We start from the raw sequence: 17,577 nt of genomic DNA on the forward strand, positions 1-17,577 counted from the left end.
ATGGCATATATACATCTTTTAATACAGCAACTTCGAGAAAAAAAAATCGGATTGCAGCTAAAAGAGAATGATTTGGAATTATCGATACCAGATGATGTGACTTTAGATACGGAAACCATTGAGCGTTTAAAAAAACACAAACATGACATTGTTGCGTACCTCAAAGAAATAGACAAACAAATAGCTTTTGAAGCTATTGAAAAAAGTCCCGTACAAGAAAAATATCCTGTGTCATCCTCGCAACATCGTTTTTGGATTGTGAGTCAATTTGAAGATGCTAATAAAGCTTACACCATCTCAAATGCATTGCGATTGGAAGGTCGTTTAGATATTTCCTTTTTAGAAACTGCCTTTGCGTATGTACTAGAAAGGCATGAAAGTCTCCGAACGTATTTCAAATCGAATGCTGATGGAGAAGTTTTCCAATACATACAACCATTTGCTTCAGTAAATTTTCAATTAGAAAAAATTGTTGCGACAGCTACAGCAGAAGAAACCAACGCTGTAGCAGCTTTCCATGAAACAACTTTTAATTTAGAAACAGCACCGTTGCTGCGTGTATTGTTGATTCAAACAAAAACCGACAGTCATATTCTATTATTAAAAATTCATCACATCATTGGCGATGGTTGGTCTATGCAGGTATTGGCAAATGAAATTATGACGGTTTACAATCAACTCATAAACAATCAAGCAATAGCTTTGCCAGTACTTCCAATTCAATACAAAGACTATGTAGTTTGGAACAAAACCGCAAAAAAACAGCACGCATTACAACAACAAAAATCCTATTGGGTTTCACAATTTTCGCAAGAAACACCAGGCATTCAACTACCATTTGCAAAAAAACGACCAAGTGTCAAAACATTCAATGGAGCTGTTTCAAAATATATACTATCAAAAGAAGTACACACGCTACTAACTGAAGGTGCCAAAAACAATGGGTACACCTTATTTATGCTGTTAATGGCAGGATTAAAAGGAATATTCCACCGATATACAGGACACAATGATATTACTTTTGGAACACCAATAGCGGGCAGAGAGCATCCTAGTGTGCAACGACAAATAGGACTTTTTATAAATACACTAGCCATTAAAACGGCACTAGATGCAGAAATGTCTTTTCATCAATTGATCGAAAACGAAAAACAAACACTTCTCGCGGCATATAAACATCAAGAATATCCGTTTGATAGCTTGCTTGAGGAGATCGCTGTAAAAAGAGATGCATCACGTTCGCCTTTATTTGATTACATGGTTGTGTTGCAAAATCAGCAACAAGTTCAAGATGATGATACACCGCATAATGAACTTGAAATGTTTCTATATGAGGGCAATCATTTGACTGTAAGTCAATTTGATATCACATTTATATTTCAAGAAGTTGAAGGAAGCATTCTATTAAATTTAGAATACAATACAGATATCTATGAGCAATCGTCTTTAAATACATTTATTGACCATTTTCAACGCTTCTTACTATCAGGATTAGAAACACCTACGCAAAAACTACACGAAATACAATTTCTATCAGATCGTGAAAAATTACAATTGCAAAGCGACTTGTCTGGTGAACATGTCGAAATCAACACTAACGTAGTTTCCCTATTTGAAGCACAAGTGAAAAAAAGTCCCAACGCAATTGCACTATCACATATAGATTCAAAATTGACCTACAAACAGTTGGATGCGATGTCGAACCAATTGGCACACTATCTACAACACAAAGGTGTACAAAAAGATACTTTAGTTCCTATTTGTGTAGAAAGGTCATTAGATATGATTGTCGGAATTCTGGCAATAATCAAAGTAGGCGCAGCGTATGTTCCTATAAATCCCAACACACCAACATCTAGAATTGACTTTATTGTAAAGGACACAAATGCCAGTATTATGCTAACGCAACAACATTTGCTAGATGCAGAAATCCGTAAAAATAACGCGTTAGACATTATTTATTTAGATACTGATGTTCCTAAATGGCACCAATTCACAACAGAAAAAGTTCAGAATTCCATCACGCCTACACAAATAATCTATGCTATTTACACATCGGGAACTACTGGAAAACCCAAAGGTGTTTTGGTCACACATCAAGGAATTGCAAACTTTACACTATGGAGTATTTCATACCATGGATTTAAGAGTGATGATATTTTTGGGAAATATCTCAATTTTGCTTTCGATGCTTCCTTAGAAGAATTATTTCCAGCATTACTCTCAGGAGCTCAAATTAAGATCATTCCAGAAGAAATACTACTAGAAACAGCCGCTTTAAACGCGTATACCGAACAACATCAAATTACGGTATTGGTGATTCCTGCCATAACGGCTTTGGTTGATGAATTCATTCAGTACAACCATAGCATACGCCTATTAATTTGTGGCGGAGACAAACTTCCATACAAAACAAGTCCGTCGTTTACAATATACAATCATTATGGGCTAACGGAGACTTCTGTAACAAGTCTTGCATACGAATTAAAATCAGGAAATAGCAGATCGTTTGCGCCTATTGGGACACCAATAACGAATACAGAAGTATATGTTTTAGATACCAATTTGAATAGGGTTGCCAAAAGTGTTGTAGGCGAATTATATATTGGCGGTATCGGAGTCGCAAAAGGATACTTGAATCGACCTAAGTTAACAGCAGAACGATTTATTGAAAATCCATTCAAAAAAGGAACTTCCCTTTATAAAACAGGCGATTTGGTGCGCGTGTCAGAGGACAATACTATTGAATTTTTAGGAAGGCAAGACGATCAAGTAAAACTCAATGGATATCGAATAGAATTGGCTGAAATAGCCTATGAACTACAACAAATACCAGCTATTGATGCGGCAATTGTCATCGCGCAAAAAAGCAACATTACACATAATGAATTGGTAGCGTACTACACTGCAAAACAAACGCTTGATAGTACTGAACTACAAGAAAAACTAGCGGATCACTTGCCAAGTTACATGATTCCTTCAATATACATGTATGTGGAAGAATTTGTATATACCGCCAATGGGAAAATTGACAAAAAATCACTTCCAACACCAGACAAATCTCAGCATGCAAAGCGAAAATATACGGCACCTGTAAGTGAATTGGAAAAACGCTTGGCTACAATTTGGGAAGAAGTATTGGGGATAGAAAATATCGGAATTCACGATAACTTTTTTGATAGTGGAGGCGATTCCATAAAAGCGATTCAATTAGTAAGTAAAAGTAAAATTCACGCCATATTTTACGATGTACGTACCGTTTTTACTCAGCAAACCATCGCGAAAATTTTAGAAAACTTAGAAGAAGAAAAAAGGTATCTCAAAGAAACGGGAATACTTTCGGGAGCATTTGGGTTGCATCCCATTCAACACACTTTTTTCAATCAAAAATTTGCGGTAGAAAGTCATCACAATCAAGCTGTTTTACTCACACTATCAAAGTCAATTACTGAAACACAACTTTCAGAAGCATTGTCAATACTAGTCAAACATCACGATGCACTTCGGTTACAATTCTATACAGATAAAAACACAAATAGCATACAACAAGCGTATGGCGATCAGTACACAAATCTTACAGTAGTTCCTATTGACGACCTAAAAACCATTGGGGAAAAGTGTACAAAGTACCAAGCTGACTTAGACATATACAAAGGCGATATTGCACGTTTTGTATTATTTCAAACACATACAAGCGAAACATTTAATCGTTTATTCATAGGCGTTCATCATTTAGCAGTAGACGGAATTTCATGGCGTATACTCATAGAAGATTTACAAACAGTCCTAGCATCTGGCACGTTGCCTGAAAAAGGAACTTCGTACCGTCAATGGATACAACGATTGGAAAAATACGCGACTTCTGAAGAGTTGCAAGCAGAAATTGGCTATTGGAAAAAAGGACTGTCAAAAATACCATCATTCCCCGTAGATTTCCCGTCAGGAAAAAAGAAAACACAGCATACAATAGCGAGCACAGAGCTTATTTTTAATAAAAAGTTGACGGCAGATCTATTGACATCAGTACACCAAGCATACGGAACTGAAATCAATGACATCTTACTCAGTGCCTTGGTAGCAGTACTCTCTAGTTGGACGGCAAACAAAACAACGGTCATCGCTTTAGAAGGACACGGAAGAGAAGCAATTTTTGACGATGTAGATATTCATAGAACGCTAGGTTGGTTTACTTCTTTATTTCCAGTACACATAACAACTGACGATGATTCTCTTGAAAATATAATTGCAACGACTAAAGATACATTGCGCGGAATTCCAAACAAAGGAATTGGTTTTGGCATCCTAAAAAATACCGTAAAAACTCCTGAAATGAAGCAGGCATTTGAGCGAGAATTTACACAGGTGCTTTTTAACTATTTGGGAAGTTTTGATACTACTGCAGCCACTGTTGAAAAGGCAGTTGCAGAAAAAAGTACGCTAGGTTTTGCTCCTGAATATGCAGGCGATAATATTGCGGCGGAAAATGAAATTAACTATGGAATTGCGATCAATGGAATGTTGGTAGCTGGCGAACTGCGTTTAACTTGGAGTTACAGTTCGGCATTGTACAAAAAAGAAACGATTCAGCACCTTTCCAACGCGTATGAAACATCTTTAAAAAACATAGTTTCACACTGCAAAAATGTATCAAAAACGATTGCAACTCCGAGTGATTTCAAATTACCAACAACCATTACCCATCAAGCATTACAAGAATTTAAAAAATCTGACCAACATAAAGACTTACTAATTGAAGATATAGTAATGCTAAGTCCGTTACAAGAAGGATTGCTGTATCATGACATATATGATGAAAATGCAGCCGCCTACACGGTACAATTTTCATTTGAAATGAAAGGCGCATTCCATCAAAATGCTTTCAACAAAACTTGGGAGACATTGGTAAAAAGGCATACCATTTTACGGACAATATTTTTCCCGTTCTCGTTATTAGAACCTGTACAATGTGTCTATGAAACTGTAAAATTGCCAGTAACCTATGTAGATTACAGTGCGTTAAGTATTTCAAAAAGGCAAGAAACAATAGCCGATTATCTAGTAAAAGACAAAGAAAAAGGATTCACTTTAGCAGAAGAATTACCGTTTAGAATCAGTGTTTTAGCCGTTGATGATGACACAAAACACATCGTATTTACAAATCATCACATTCTGTGGGATGGTTGGTCGTTTTCATTACTCATGAAAGAGTTTACAACGCTGTATACTGATTTCTGCGCAAGCAAAAAAGCACCTAAAACAGCAATAGATAATTATGGAAATTATGTCAGAAAACTCAAAGAAAAACATACTGCTAAAGGGAAAACATTCTGGAAAGAATACCTCAAAAACATAGAAGCACCGACTTATTTACCATTTATAAAAAACACAAATGAACGAAATAAAATTTTTGGAAATAGTGAGCAACATATCCAATTAGAGGAAACACTAAGCAGTCAAATAAAAGCATTTGCAGAAAAAAACCGACTCACATACAATACGGTTTTTCAAGGTGCTTGGGCGTATTTACTATCGAAATATACTGGAAACAGAACTACAAATTTTGGGGTTGTAATTTCGGGAAGAGACGCAAAAATAAACGGTATTGAACAAAGTGTAGGTTTGTACATTAACACCATTGTATTGTGCAGCACCATTGAGCCAACTACGGCAATCATTTCATGGTTGCAAGATGTACAAAAAAATCACCTAATTGCCCGCGAAGAATATGCGTACTTGCCACTAAATCAGATAGAAGCAGCAAGTCCGTTACAAAGCAATTTATTTGATAGTTTGTTAGTTTTTGAAAACTATCCTATAGAACAAAGCATTCCAAAAACTTCAAAAAAAGAAAGTACATTTACGGTTGATAACATACAAATTAGTGAGCAAACGAATTATTCACTATCGTTGAGTTTATCTGAAACCAAAGAGGCTTTCACGTTAAAAATGATGTATCATAACGATGTTATATCTGACGGCAGCATACAAAGAATTACAGGGCATTTACAAGAAGTACTAAAAAGTATCACCAACGGAAGTGAAAAAATTGCTGAAATTAACTTTTTAACAAAAGAAGAAACGGCACTAAGTTTATTCCAAACGCAAGTAGAAAAAACGCCGCATAACAGTACAGTTGTTCGTGAAAATATGCACACCACATACCAAGAATTAGATGTGCTTTCAAATCCTGACATTTTGGTAAAAGACTTGGTAAAACTCACCGCAAACGATAAAAAAAATATAGTCGCTACTTTTGATAAAACCCAAGTTGCTTTTCCAAAAGAAGAAACGATCGTTAGCTTATTTCAAAAACAAGTTGAAAAAACGCCAAACAACATTGCTGTAGTATGTGAACAAGAAGAAATTACATATAAAGAACTAGACGCGCAATCAAACCAGCTTGCACATTATTTGCTAAGTATTGGAGTGCAAAACGAAACGTTAGTTCCAATTTGTGTAACACGTACTAAAGAGATGATTGTAAGTATACTGGCTATTCTAAAAGCAGGTGGCGCGTATGTTCCTATTGATCCGAAAAATCCGATCTCCAGAATTCAATTTATAATACACGATTGTAACAGTGCAATCTTCATTACAGATGATAATGTACTCAAAGAAAAATTACAACATCAAGAAATAAAGATAGTTTCCATAACAGAAAACCAACCGCATCCTTGGGAACAATTTGCGGACAAACGCATAGCGAAACAAATCAGTCCAAAACAATTGGCGTATGTGATATATACATCTGGAACTACAGGAAACCCAAAAGGAGTACTGATAGAACACCAAAATGTAGTGCGTTTATTTTTTACTAAAAAAGCGCTATTCAACTTCAGCGAAACCGATGTTTGGAGTATGTTTCATTCCTATAACTTCGATTTCTCGGTTTGGGAAATGTATGGCGCATTATTTTTTGGAGGAAAGCTCGTCATCATTCCTTCCGAACAAACCAAAGAATTACACAGTTTTGTAGATACCATTCTAACACAAAAAATTACTGTACTAAACCAAACGCCATCAACTTTTTATGTTGTAAAAGAACTCTTATTAGCCGCAAACATTCCAAATGCAATACGTTATATCATCTTTGGAGGAGAAGCGTTACAGCCGCAAATGCTGAGTGATTGGTATGCCGAAAATCCGAAATGTAAACTCATTAACATGTACGGAATTACCGAAACAACAGTACATGTTACCTACAAAGAAATTGGCTCCAAAGAAATAGAAGAAAATGTAAGTAATATTGGAGTTCCTATTCCAACATTAGGATGTTTTATTTTAGATGAATCCTTACATCTATTGCCGCCAGGAGTTGTAGGAGAATTGCATATATCTGGTGCCGGATTGGCAAGAGGCTATCTGAACAATGCCGAACTAACAGCAGAAAAATTTATAAAAAATCCATTTGTAGAAGGAGAACGACTCTACAAATCGGGCGATCTCGCGAAAGTAAATCAACATGGCGAACTTGAATATTTTGGACGAAAAGATGATCAAGTAAAAATACGAGGATATCGTATAGAACTCAAAGAAATAGAATCGCAACTAGAAACCATTCCAAACATAAAACAAGCGGTGGTTTTGGTAAAAGAAGATTCTCAAAAAAACAAGCAATTACGAGCCTACTACAGCAGTGAAACCTATAAAAATCCTGAAGATATACAAAAACAGTTGCGTTCATTATTGCCTGCATATATGGTGCCCAAACGATACCAATATCTGAAAGAATTTCCATTAACCGCAAATAACAAAATTGATAAAAAAGCATTGGTTGCACTAGATGAAACCGTATTGCAGCAAGCTAATTATGTAGCGCCAACAACCCCAAAAGAAACAAAGTTGGTTGCTATATGGAACACGTTATTAGAACTCGAAAATGTGGGTACAGAAGACGATTTCTTTGATATTGGAGGCGATTCTATTAAAATTATCAGACTCATTTCACACATTAAAAAAGCATTTGATGTCAAAATTGGATTGATAGACTTTCACACCAACCCAACAATAAAAGGAATTGCAGCACTATTAGAAAAAATGTCTGGTGAGGAATTAGCATCTTCAGCACAACTCCAACAAGACATACGAACGGAATTAAAAGAATTAGAACAACATGTGATTGCTCATCCTAAATTTCAATTCAAAAATATGCCCGTTGACATCTTACCGATGAGCGACATTCAAATTGGAATGATGGTAACAAGCGAAATGATGCGCGAAAGAGGCGAACTTGCCATATATCATGACCAAATGGTTGTGGAATTGGCAACATTAGATATTGACATCGTTACACAAGCATACAAATTACTCATACAAAAACATGAAATTTTCCGTACGACGTTTAATCTTTATGACTTTGACAAGCCAATACAATTTATTCATAAAGAAGGAAACAGCGAAATACTATTCGAAGACATCACAGAACTTTCCTCAGAAGCAAAAAAAGAATTTATTTCAAATTTTTTACGAGAAGAACGCGAGGAGAAAGCCTTCATACTAAACAAAGATTTCCTATATCGTTTGGCTATATACAAAGTCTCTGAAACGAATATGATACTAATTTTTCAGTTTCACCATGCTATCTTAGATGGTTGGTCTGACAAAAGTTTTCGTTCAGAATTGCTTGAAACATACTTTAAACTCCAAAAAGATGCAAACTACAAACCTGCACCTTTACACATAGGATTTCGAGAAAGTGTCATAGCAGATAAAATAGAAGCAAACAATGAAGCAAATAAATTATACTGGAAAAAAGAACTGCAAAACTACAAACGCTTAGACATTTTAAGTACCAAAGTAGTACAAAACGAAAAAGTAATCATATATCCAAACACACTGCACAAAGCGGTCATTGCACAATGTAAACAAGATAAAATTGCTCCAAAATCGTTCTTTCTTGCGACCTATTTATATGCGCTGCAATTATTTTCTTCCGAAGAAGAAATAACCATTGGGTTGGTGTCTAATCGCAGACCATTAGAAAAAGATGGCGATAAGTTGCTAGGATGTTTCTTAAACACAACACCTTTCAGGTTTTCCATAAACACACAAAAAAGGGAACCGCTACGTAGGTATGTGCAAAATGTGCATGCAAAACTCAATGAACTCAAAGGAAGAGATCGTTTCTCGTTGGTTGACATCTCTAAATTGCATCAAGAAAATCAAAACGAAAACCCGTTTTTTGATGTATTATTTGATTATGTAGACTTCCACGTTGTAGACAATCTCTTAGAAAGTGACGATTTGCAAAATCACATACAAACCAAAAAAAGTGACGATTTGGGCATTGATGAATTTGCCAAAACAAATACATTTTTTGACTTGGTAGTCAGCACAACGGCCGATGATTTAATTTTAAGATTCACACAAAATAGAGCGCTAACATCAAATCGTACCTTAACAGACTTCATTGCATATTACAATACGTTCATTGAAAAGTACATAGAAAATGCCAATTACAAGCTCACCAATGCAGTAATCATTTCCAAAGAGGAAAAAGAAGAACTCGTAGCGGTACATCATACAATTTCAAAAAACGAAACACTACTAGATGCATTTGCAAAACAAGTACTAAAAACACCCAATGCAATAGCAATACAAGACGATACACAGCAACTATCTTACAAAGCACTAGATGAAAAATCAAATCAAATTGCGCATTACATACAAAATAATTACGAAACAGCCGAAGGTGATTTAATAGGAATCATGCTTTCAAATTCAGTAGAAATGCTTCTGGGAATTCTAGGAACATTAAAAGCTGGACTCGGCTACATTCCAATAGATATTGCGTATCCTATAGAAAGAAAAGAACGTATCATAGAACATGCGGAACTAGAAATCGTACTCACAATGATGAAAGATTTAGATCCTTCTATTTTAATGTTCGATATAGACTTAATTGATTTAGAAGATGAAACCATCTATGAAGAAACTACAAGCAACATTCAAAACACACTGCAACCAACCGCAACTTGTTATGTAATATACACATCAGGTTCTACAGGAACTCCAAAAGGTGTTGCCATCACACATGCCGCATTGTACAACTATGTTTCATGGGGCGCTTCCTATTACGCAGGCGACAAACCAATACACTTTCCGTTATTTACGTCTATTTCATTCGATTTAACCATAACAGCCCTCTTTTTGCCAATAATAACGGGCGGAACCATTGTTGCTTATCAAAATGCAACTCCTTTTGAAACCTTGATAAAAATTGTAGAAAATCCTATTCTCAATGCTATCAAATTAACACCTTCGCACTTACAAATCTTAAAAGAAATAAACGATGTAACACAAAGTGCAATCACTACAATTATTGTGGGAGGCGAACAATTAGACGGTTCTTTAGCAGAAGAAATTACGCATAAATTCAATTCGAATGCTACCATCTACAATGAATACGGACCTACAGAAGCAACCGTAGGCTGTTCGGTACATATTTTTGAACCAAACAAGCAAACAAAAGATGCACTAGGCGTTTCCATAGGAAAACCAATAGCAAATACCAATATCTACATTTTAGACGAACAATTAGACATAGTTCCCAAAGGAGTTCTTGGCGAACTATGTGTAAGTGGCGCAGGACTGTCCAAAGGCTACCTGAACCAACCAGAACTCACCAATCAAAAATTCATAGACAATCCATTTCAAAAAGGATCCAAACTCTACAAAACAGGCGATCTAGGAACATGGAATGCGGATGGAAATTTGGAATTTCATGGAAGAAAAGACGATCAAGTCAAAATAAGAGGCTATCGTATTGAACTAGAAGAAATTAAAAGTCATTTAGAAAATATTGCCGAAATAAAACAAGCCATCATTCAAGTCGTTGGAGATGCTTCTGAAAATAAAGAATTGGTAGCGTATTACACGTCAAATGAAGTGCTTGAAGCGGAACGTTTGCGAGAAAAATTAAGCGCCGTATTACCACAATATATGTTGCCAAGACTGTACATATATGTAAAAGAATTTGTGCTAACGATCAACGGAAAAATTGATAAAAATTTGTTGCCAACGCCCAATTTGCAATCAAACACATCCAAAGAATACAGCGCGCCTACAACGGAAATTCAAAAGCAATTGGTAACTATTTGGCAACGCTTTTTAGAAGTTGATACCATTGGCATACAAGATAATTTCTTTGATTTAGGCGGAAATTCAATCACAGCAATTCGCATGGTTTCTGCCATTGAGCAAGAAATTGGATACACAATTGGAATCAAGGATGTTTTAGAATCCCCTCGTATAGAAAACTTAGCCAAAATAGTAGAAAACACCTCAAAAACTCCCGCAACAACCATATCAAAACAACCATATCAAAAAAACATCCCTTTATCATTTGCACAAGAACGATTATGGTTCATAGACAAACTTCACGGAAGCATAGAATATCATATTCCATACATTCTTGAATTCAAAGGAAAATTAGATCCTAAACTCGTAGAAACATCATTAAAACACATCATTCAACGACATCAAACACTAAGAACCATCTTCAAAGAATACGATGGCATTGGATATCAAGAAATACAAAGTGAAGCCGCTTTTACCATCACAAAAGTGCAATCACAGTTATCAGAAAAACAGCTAGAAAACTATATTGCCGAAGCAATAGCGCAGCCATTTAATTTAGCCAAAGACTACATGTTGCGTTGTAGCATATATAGTAAAAATACAGACAATCACGTCATCATTTTGGTCATGCATCACATTGCGTCTGATGGTTGGTCGTTGCCAATTTTCATCAAAGAATTTGATCACATATACAATGCGTTGCAAAAAGGGAAACCAATTGCGCTGCCAGAATTGCCTATTCAATACAAAGATTACAGCATCTGGCAACGAACACAATTATCAGACGAATTACTAAAGGAGAAGCTCTCGTTTTGGAAACAACAACTAAAAGATACCGAACCTTTAGCGTTTCCGACAGACTTTGCAAGGCCCAAAATTCAATCCAAAGCAGGCGAAACCTTTGCGTTCCAATTCTCTATTGAATTAAGTCAAAAACTACAACAATTCGCTAAAAAACAAGAAACAACCTTGTTTACCATATTATTGTCGCTCTATAAAATATTGCTGCACAAATACACAGGACAATCAGATATAACTGTAGGAACTCCGGTAGCCAATCGAAAAGAAAAAGAAGTATTTGACCTCATAGGATTCTTTGTAAATACGCTTGTAATCAGAAACCAAATTGCGCCAACGGATACCTTTGAAAGTATTATTCAAAATGTAAAAACGACTTCCTTAAATGCGTTTGAAAATCAAGAAGTTCCTTTCGAAAAAATTGTAGAAGAACTTGTCATAGAAAGAGATACGAGCAGACATCCATTATTTCAAACCATGTTTATACTTCAAAACAATGAAGTGGTAAATGACTTCGCTGTGGGAAATACTGAAATGAATATGTTGGAAACGCATCAAACAACGACAAAGTTTGATCTAACGCTAAACAGTTTAGAATCTCAAGATAGAATTTCCTTTATATTTGAATATGCAACAGCGCTATTCAAAAAGGAAACCATACAGCAAATGGCGACTCATATTGAAAGTTTGGCAAACATACTGGTAGATGCCGCAACTACAAAAATAGAAACCATCTCATACCTGCAAGAAACCGCTACAAAAGAACTGCTTGAAACTTTCAATAATACAAAAAAATCCTATCCAACGAACACGACGTTCCTAACACATTTTGCCGAGCAAGTACAAAAAACACCGGATGCAATCGCGCTTATTTTTGAAGCAGAAACGATGACATTCAAAGAATTAGACATTCGTTCCAATCAACTAGCACGACATTTACAGAACAAAGGCGCGAAAGAGAATACGTTCATTCCTATCTGTACAGAACGTTCTATTGAAATGATGGTCGGAATCATAGCAATACTAAAAACAGGCGCCGCGTATGTACCTGTAGATCCAAACTATCCAAAAGAACGAATTCAATTCATTATAGAGGATTGTAATGCCACACTAATACTCACGCAGAAAAAAATAGCACAAAACAAACTACATGCCATTGATGAGGTAACTTGTATACCACTAGATGAAACACACCTTTGGGCGCATGAAACTGCTGAAGCATTACACAACAACTACGCATCAGAAACAAATCTATATGTCATTTACACCTCAGGCACCACAGGAAAACCAAAAGGAGTTATAAATACGCATAAAGCTGTCATAAATCGTCTTTTTTGGATGAAAGAAGAACTAAAAATTGACAACAAAACGGTAGTACTACACAAAACACCGTATGTGTTTGATGTATCTGTTTGGGAACTACTAATGCCACTCATCACAGGATGTACACTAGTAATTGCCAAACCAGAAGGGCATAAAGATCCGCAGTATTTATCCAATACGATTCAGAAGCATGCAGTACATCTAATTCATTTTGTTCCTTCAATGTTAGCTGTTTTTTTAGAACATGCAAACAATATTGAACTGCCTTCATTACAACATGTAATTTGTAGCGGAGAAGCACTATCTGCATCGCTCAAAAATGATTTTATAACAGCGTTCAATAACATCAACTTATGGAATTATTACGGACCTACCGAAGCCGCGATTGATGTAACAAGTATCAATATCTCATCGTATGCAGATACAGAAATAGTGCCTATTGGAAAACCTGTTGCAAATACATCGATATACATTTTAGATGCGAATATGAAACTAGTTCCCAAAGGTGTTCGAGGCGAATTGTACATAGGTGGAATACAAGTAGCAAAAGGATATTTAAATAGACCAACGCTCACGGCAGAAAAATTCATTGAAAATCCATTCCAAAAAGGAGCGCGGATCTACAAAACAGGCGACATTGTAAAATGGAGAACTGATGGTACCATCGAATTTATTGGTAGAGCAGACAATACACAAGTAAAAATAAGAGGATTTAGAATAGAACTAGGCGCCATACAAACCAAAATACTACAACACAAAAATATACGAACATGTGTAGTATTGGCGAAAACAATTGCAGCTTCTCAAGAATTAGTTGCCTATTACGTAGCAGACATACCAATAACTGCGGCAAGCTTGCGCGAACACATTGAAGAAAGTTTACCGCAATACATGTCACCTTCCTATTGCATACAATTGCCAAACATGCCGCTAAATACAAATGGTAAAATAGACACAAAAGCGTTGCCAAATCCGAATGTAGAAACTTCACAAAACACACAGCATTTCAAAGCGGCTGAAACAGCCATAGAAAAACAAGTAGTCTCGATATGGGAAGACGTTCTACAAAGAAAAGAAATTGGAATGCATGATGACTTCTTTGCCTTAGGAGGACACAGTTTACGTGCAATTCGACTATTAAACAAATACCACAAAGAATTTGAAATACGATTAGAGCTGAGCGATTTATTCTCCGAAACAACAGTGGCTTCACAAGTGGCATTGCTTTCTGCGTCGGACACTAAAAACTATGAAGAAATTCCAGTATTAGAAGCGCAAGCAGACTACGCCGTCTCGTCAGGGCAACATCGTTTGTGGATCCTGAGTCAATTCAAAGAAGGTTCGTTAGCCTACCACATGCCAAATTTTGTATACTTGGAAGGAAACCACGATGTCACACTATTTCAAAAAGCAGTGCATGCCGTGGTGGAACGTCATGAAATCTTACGAACAATATTCAAACAGCAAAAAACGGGCGAAGTACGTCAGCACATCATTCCAACAGAAAATTACAACTTCACCATTGGTTTTGAAGATTTCAGCAATCACGAAAACAGTGAAGTAGCTTTTGAAAACTACCGAAAACAAGATGCACAACTTGCATTCGATTTGGAAAATGGACCTCTATTCAGATGTTGTCTGATGCAACTCTCAGAAAAGCAATATGCTTTCTACTACAACTTGCACCACATCATTAGCGATGGTTGGTCTATGGACGTATTGCGTGAAGATGTGATGAAATACTACCAATATTTTCATCAAGAAACCGCAATTGATATTGCACCATTGCGCATTCAATACAAAGATTTCAGTCAATGGCAATTGCAGCAAAGTGAAAGTGAAAATCAGCAAGCAGCTCAAACATATTGGACAGAAAAATTTCAAGGAGAACTTCCAATATTGAACTTGCCAACCACCAAACTGCGTCCAAAAGTAAAAACGTACAACGGGCAAACCTTAGAAACCTCTATTTCTGATACAAACTATCGGGCAATTCAAAAGTTTGTCAGTGAACACGGCGGAAGCACATTCATGGTTCTTTTAGCAAGTTGGCAAGCAATATTCTATCGTTATTCAGGATTAAAAGATCAAATTATAGGAACACCAACTTCGGGAAGAACACACAAAGAGCTAGAAAATCAAATTGGGTTTTACATCAACACGCTGGCGTTGCGAAACACACTAGAAAAAGGCGATTCGTTTGCAACATTCTACGAACGCATCAAACAAAATACGCTGGAAAGTTTCAACCATCAAGCCTATCCATTTGATCGTTTAGTGGAAGATTTAAAACTCAATTACGATACCAGTAGAAGTGCGTTATTTGATGTATTACTAACGTTAAATCAATCTGATGAAGCTTCTGAATCGCGCAAAAACTCAAATACTATTGTGGAACTTGGACAAACGATGGCAAAGTTTGACATTGAAATCTCATTCCAGGAAACTGACGGACAATTGTCGTATGTATTCATCTACAATGAAGATGTGTACGATCAAAGCATCATGAAGCAACTCATGCAACATTACCAGCAATTATTAGGGGAATTAGTTTCAAATGCAACCACAAATATTGATCACATTGCATATTTGAGCGCAGTAGAAAAAGAAGCACTAGTTCATCATAAACCAGCAATTGCAATTGAAGATAATTTACTATCCGATTTTACAAAGCAAGTCTTAAAAACGCCTGAACACACAGCAATCATTATTGATGACGTTTCACTAACGTACCAAGAAGTAGAAGCATTCTCCAATCAATTTGCACACTATCTCATTCATACGTATCAAGTTGCTACAGAAGAACGTGTAGCACTCAAACTAACACGTTCAGAATGGATGCCGATTGCCATATTGGGAATTTTAAAATCGGGTGCAGCGTATGTGCCAATCGATCCAAACTATCCGCAAGAGCGAATAGATTACATAGCATCTGATAGCAATTGCAAGGTCAGCATCGACGAAGCAGAATTAACCAAGTTCAAAGAAAACAAAGATGCGTTTGCCAAAACAACGTTGACAATTCCAATTGTAGCAGCCAATTTAGCGTATGTCATCTATACATCAGGCTCCACAGGAACACCAAAAGGCGTTATGATTGCACACAAAAACGCGGTAAGTATGTTGCAATGGGCACAAAAAGAATTTGCGAAAACGGCTTTTGATATCATGTATTTTGTGACATCTTATTGTTTCGATTTATCCATCTATGAACTATTTTATCCGTTAAGCACGGGAAAAACCATTCGGATTCTCGAAAATGGATTGGCAATAAAAGATCATCTCGAAACAGACAAAAATATAGCCATAAATACGGTGCCTAGCGTGATTGAAACGTTACTAGCACAACAAGTAAACTGGGAAAATGTAGTGGCAATCAACATGGCAGGCGAACCGATTCCGCAACAAGTTTCCAATGCGTTACCGTTCAGTCGTGTGGAAGTGAGAAACCTATATGGTCCATCGGAAGATACTACGTATAGTAGTTGTTATCGCATTGAAAAAACCTTTGAAAATGATGCCATTCCCATGGGAAAACCGATTGATCAAACACAATTTTACATTCTGTCGGAAAGCATGCAGTTGCAACCCGATTATGTAGAAGGAGAACTGTATATTGAAGGTGCCGGACTCGCCAAAGGTTATCTAAATAAAGAAACATTAACTCAAGAACGATTCCTGCCAAATCCATTCAAAAAAGGACAATTACTATACAAAACAGGCGATGTTGTCAAACGTTTGCACGATGGAAATTTAGTCTATTTAAGACGATTAGATCATCAAATAAAACTCCGAGGCTATCGTATAGAATTGGGTGAAATAGAACAAGTAATTCAGAAATATTCAGCTATAAATCAAGTAGTTGCTGAGGTAAAACAAGTCAAAAGTGAAGCCAGTTTAGTAGCATATTTTACAACTGAACATACGATTGACAAAGCGTTGTTGCGCAGTTTTATTTCAGAACAATTGCCAGAATATATGGTGCCTTCGTATTACTTGCAACTAGAAACATTGCCAAGAAACGCCAATGGGAAAATTGATCGGAAACAGCTCCCAGAAATTGACGATTCGGCAATTGTCAGAAACATATATGTAGCTCCAGAAACGGAAGTACAGAAAAAACTGGTCACACTTTGGGAAGAACTGTTAGGAATTGATACCATTGGTATTGAAGACGACTTCTTTGAATTGGGCGGAAACAGTATCAAAGCCATGCAACTTATTACCAACATGCAAGCACTTTTTCAAGTCACAATCGACATATCAAAAGTATTTCTCACTCCAAATATTACACAATTGGCAACGGAAATAGAAAAATCATTATGGTATCAAGACTCTTTTGACGAAGACGAAATTATAGATTCAGAAATAATATAA

Annotated in this window: 1 protein-coding gene; it reads left to right on the top strand. The window is 36.3% G+C overall.

The genetic code is table 11. The annotated features are described in order from the left end of the window. Positions 1-17,577: a non-ribosomal peptide synthetase gene (locus tag KORDIASMS9_RS14360; protein WP_114903504.1), complete on the top strand. Its 17,577-nt coding sequence runs from the start codon at positions 1-3 to the stop codon at positions 17,575-17,577.

Origin of the sequence: Kordia sp. SMS9, assembly GCF_003352465.1 — a bacterium.
GTDB lineage: Bacteria > Bacteroidota > Bacteroidia > Flavobacteriales > Flavobacteriaceae > Kordia.

Excerpts from the sequence above, each read along its gene's own strand:
- KORDIASMS9_RS14360 (WP_114903504.1), top strand. The coding sequence starts at position 1 with ATGGCATATATACATCTTTTAATACAGCAACTTCGAGAAAAAAAAATC.